Origin of the sequence: Phocaeicola sp., assembly GCF_048170425.1 — a bacterium.
Classification (GTDB): domain Bacteria; phylum Bacteroidota; class Bacteroidia; order Bacteroidales; family Bacteroidaceae; genus Phocaeicola.
This window is the reverse complement of sequence record NZ_DBEXBB010000340.1, coordinates 1-4,540: the sequence shown is the minus strand read 5'-3', so window position 1 is coordinate 4,540 and position 4,540 is coordinate 1. Positions and strand designations below refer to the sequence as shown.

The 4,540-nt window shown below is 44.9% G+C and carries 4 protein-coding genes; 2 read left to right on the top strand and 2 right to left on the bottom strand.

The window, feature by feature from the left end:
- Positions 1–700: 700 nt before the first annotated feature.
- On the bottom strand, positions 701–1,567 hold the full coding sequence (locus tag ACMJ0U_RS12885) for an AraC family transcriptional regulator (RefSeq protein WP_417130265.1): 867 nt from the start codon (positions 1,565–1,567) through the stop codon (positions 701–703).
- Positions 1,568–1,682: 115 nt separating this feature from the next.
- On the opposite strand from ACMJ0U_RS12885, the gene ACMJ0U_RS12880 reads away from it, so the two are divergent.
- Positions 1,683–2,498, top strand: coding sequence for an SDR family oxidoreductase (locus ACMJ0U_RS12880; RefSeq protein ID WP_417130264.1), 816 nt, complete (start codon positions 1,683–1,685; stop codon positions 2,496–2,498).
- An 18-nt stretch (positions 2,499–2,516) separates the two neighbouring features.
- Complete coding sequence (uxuA, locus tag ACMJ0U_RS12875) at positions 2,517–3,698, top strand: mannonate dehydratase (protein WP_417130263.1); 1,182 nt, start codon at positions 2,517–2,519, stop codon at positions 3,696–3,698.
- Between the two features lies 1 nt (position 3,699).
- Here uxuA and ACMJ0U_RS12870 read toward each other — a convergent pair whose 3' ends face one another.
- Entirely contained in the window at positions 3,700–4,536 is an 837-nt protein-coding gene (locus ACMJ0U_RS12870) for a helix-turn-helix transcriptional regulator (protein ID WP_417130266.1), read from the bottom strand.
- Positions 4,537–4,540 lie beyond the last annotated feature (4 nt).

Sequence of the window (4,540 nt, the reverse complement as noted above, 5' to 3'; positions counted from 1 at the left end):
CTAATAAAAATAGCATTTCCATGACATCTTAAACGTTTTAGAATAGAAAAAAGTTTTGATAAATCTAGTTTTAACAAATATAGCCTAATATATAAAACATTTCAAAATGAATGTTTACAATATATACTCGAATGATTGCTGATATATAACTTAAATTCGTTTTATAAAACAAGTCGGACGTGTGAAGTGAAAGTGGGCATATCTCCTTGTATGCTTTGTTTTTCGGATGTAGAAGGGCATTATGGAGACTTTTTGCGTGTTGTTTATTTTAGGATGAATATCCTAGCTTTTATGTGCGAAATGATTCTTATTATAATGATTTTTCTAATAATATCGTAGTGTTTATCATTTGTTTTGATATTTACGCTTTTTTTAATTAAAATAGAGTAGTACCAAAATCATTGAGTTTATCTGGTTTAAGCAATCGTTCTGCTTTTGTAATTGGAGGAGGTAAACGTAGGATTAGCTGGAGGTCTGGATTCCCTGATGGAGTTGTTTTTTCTGTGAGATAGTATAAAATATGGTAGGTATGATTTCCTAAAATACATATCAAAAAAGATGCCTTTGCGTTTGAGGTGAAATGCACTTGTGTTTTAAGCAAAACGCAAAGGAGTTTTATCTTAAATGTACTTGCGTTTTGACTGAAACGTAAAGGCGTTTGAATTGAAATGTCTTTGCGTTTTGAACAGTAAGTCCGTGTTTATTGAATTTTGCTCCGATAAGAAGTAGGTGTCATACCCGTATGTTTTTTAAAGCATCGGTTAAAGTGTGCGGTTGATTCAAATCCGCACTCCAGACTGATTTCCGAAATATTCCATTTCCCGTTTAATAATAGTTTGCAGGCATAGCCAATTCGCATGTCCGTGATATGTTGTCTGAATGTCTTTCCGGTGTTATCCTTGAAAAAGCGGCAGAAGGCGGTCGGGTTCATGGCAGCGTATGAGGCTACGTCCTCCAGGCTAATCTGCCGGGTGTAATGCTTGTTGAGAAATGCCATCACCTTTTCAATCTTTCGTCCGTTAAACCGGGCTGGGACCGGGTCGTAGGCAGGAGAGGAGATGACTTTTTCGGGGGTGAGATGCGCCAGTGCATCCAGCAGTTGCAGAAACTCCACTATTTGTCCCACCCCTTCTTTTTGCGGGATGCGCTTTACTATTTGTGGAATATCATCCGTACAATTGGATAATGAAAACAGTAGTCCCCTTTGTGCTTCTTCCAGCAGACGGTTGATTCCCTGGAACTGGCTGTAGTGTGAGAAAGCATATTGCATGAAATCCTTTTCGAACTGGATGATTACCCCGTTTACTCTTAATTCTTCCTTCAGGTCATATTCCGATGCGTTTTCCAGGTAATGAGGAAGGTTGGAACCTAAAAGAAACAGTTGCTGGTCAGAGAAATCGGTCATGCCGTCGCCTGCCATTCCCAGGCCATATCCCTTTTCAATGTAAATCACTTCAAACTCACTGTGGAAATGCCATGGGTAAGTGAAGTTCTTGTAGTCATAGAATCGGGCCTTCAGCGGGTGGGCATCCGTAATATCCAGTTGTTCATTGAGTATCTTTCTCATGTCGGGAAAAGGAAAAAGTAAGACGATGCAAAGTTACGCAAATAACCTGCAAAAATTGGCAAATGTTCATGTTTATTTCTCCTCTAACTTTGGGGCAGATAAAAATTGACATAATATGAACAGTTTGTTTGATGTATCCGGGAAAGTGGCTGTAGTTACAGGCGGTTCTGGAGTATTGGGAAGTAACATATCTGAAGGCCTGTTGAAAGCCGGAGCCAAAGTCGCAGTGATTGGAGCACATTCCGACCGGGTGGAAAAAGCGTTGGAAAGACTTAGAACGACCGGGGGAGAAGTTTGCGGTTTTACCTGCAATGTGCTCGACATGGACAGCTTGCGGGAAGTGAAAGATAAAGTGCTGGCCCAGTGGGGAAGGGTAGACATCCTGGTCAATGCGGCGGGAGGAAATATCCCGGGAGGTACGCTGACCGAAACGCAGCACGTGTTCGATATGAAGGTAGAAGACTTGAACAAGGTGGTAGACTTGAACCTGAACGGTACGGTATATCCTTGCCTGGTGTTCGGAGAAGTTATGGCCGCACAGAAAAGCGGTAGCATTATTAATGTGTCTTCCATGGCATCTTATGAAGCCATTACCCGTGTACCGGGCTATTCCATGGCCAAGAGTGCAGTAGAAAATTTCACTCGCTGGATGGCTCAGGAAATGGCCTTGAAGTTCAGTGAGAAGATTCGCGTGAATGCCATTGCCCCCGGTTTCTTTATCGGTAACCAGAATCGTGCCGTGCTGATAAATCCTGACGGCTCGCTGACGGAACGCAGTCGGAAAGTCATTGCCAAGACTCCGATGAGGCGCTTTGGTGACATCTCGGAACTGAATGGAGCCGTACAGTTTCTGTGCAGTGAGGCGGCCAGCTTCATTACGGGAGTTACTTTGCCCATCGATGGAGGATTCAGTTCATTCAGTGGAGTATAATTTAAGGGAACGGTAACGATGGAAAAGACTTGGAGATGGTTTGGTAAGAAAGACCGCATCACACTTTCCATGCTTCGGCAGATTGGGGTGGAAGGCATTGTGACGGCGCTTCACGAGGTGCCCAACGGAGAGGTTTGGACTATAGAGGCGATTAATGACCTGAAAAACTATATTGAATCGTATGGCATGAGATGGTCGGTAGTAGAAAGTCTTCCGGTGTGCGAGGCTATCAAGTACGGCGGCCCTGAGCGTGATACGTTGATAGAGAATTACAAAATCAGTCTGGCTAATTTAGGGAAATGCGGAGTGAAGACGGTGTGCTACAACTTCATGCCGGTCATCGACTGGATACGTACAGACCTGCATTATGCCTTGCCCGACGGAAGTTCTTCGCTTTATTTTAACCGGATACGGTTTGCCTATTTCGACTTGAAGATTTTGCGGCGTGAAGGGGCGGAACGTGATTATTCGCTGGAAGAATTGCGGAAGGTGGAAGAGCTGGACCACCGTATTACCCCTGAGGAAAAAGCCGAACTGGTAGATACGATTATTGTAAAAACGCAAGGGTTTATCGACGGTAACATTCAGGAGGGAGAACAATATCCCGTCCGTAAGTTCCGTGAACTGCTTGCTTTATATAAAGGGATAGACCGCCAGAAGCTGAGAGAAAATCTGTGTGAATTCCTGAAAGCGGTGATGCCGGTGTGCGATGAGTGTGGAGTCAATCTATGCATCCATCCGGATGATCCTCCTTTCCAGGTGCTCGGCCTTCCGCGTATTGTCACCAGCGAAGAAGACATCGACTGGCTGCTGAATGCTGTGGACAATCCGCATAACGGACTGACTTTCTGTGCCGGCTCCTTGAGTTCCGGAAGCCAGAATGATACCCGTGAATTGGCCCGTCGTTTTGCCCAAAGAACGCACTTTGTCCATCTTCGCAGTACGGAAATATTGCCCGAAGGTGATTTCAGAGAGACATCACATCTGGCAGGAAGAGGCCATCTACTGGAGTTAATTCGTATCTTTGAGAAAGAAAATCCCGGACTGCCCATGCGGGTAGACCATGGACGTACGATGCTGGGAGATGAAAAAGAAGGTTACAATCCCGGTTATTCTTTCTACGGACGTATGTTTGCCTTGGCACAAGTGGAAGGCATGATGGCGGCAGTCCGTAATGAAATGGAAAGCGGACTCCTGTAATTCAGGGCTGTTTTTTCGTGCGGTACTCTTTGGGAGAGATGCCGGTATTTTTCTTGAAGAAACGGCTCAGGTAAGAAGAATCCGGAAACTGACAGAGGGAGGCTATTTCTGCAATGGATAGAGCCGGATTGTTGAGCAGGACTTTCAATTCGGCTGTCAGCTGTTCGTCGATGAGCGCTTTCGGGGTCTTTCCGTTGGAATAGGCTTCTGTGATTTCGTGCAGGTAGCGTGGAGAGATGCAGAGTTTTCCGGCATAGAACGATACCTGATGCATTTGTGCGGCATGTTCGTGAATCAGGTGCATGAACTTGTGAAATAAGAGTTGCTTCCGGGTGTACGATTGGGCCACTGATACGTACGTGTCGGGGATGGAATTAAAAATCCACATCAGCATACCTTGCAGGAAATTCAGTTCCAGCCGTTCGCTGAATGCAGAAGGAGGCTGGGTAAAAAGCAGCTGTCCCATGTTCATCCATAGACTGATGTTTTTCCAGCTTTCTTCTTCGTGGTTGTATTGTGGAAACTCTCTCATGTAGTTGAAATACGTGGTATCGAGTGAAATGGCTGCCTGTAGAAAGAGCTTCTTGGGGTAAAGCAGAAAACGGACGTGAAAATCATCGGATGCATCTATGAGTTGCATGATACTTCCTTCCCAGAAAATAAGTTCTGACATCTCATGCAGATGAAATTGCTGTGCACCGGTGGAGATAATACCTTCTCCACTGGTGCATAACAGTTGGATGCCACAGTCGAAATGGAGCAGGGAGGCTTTCAGAAAAGCCAGATTGCCTTCGTCATAATGGACGGCGGTGAGAGATGATAATAAGGAAATATCCATGTGA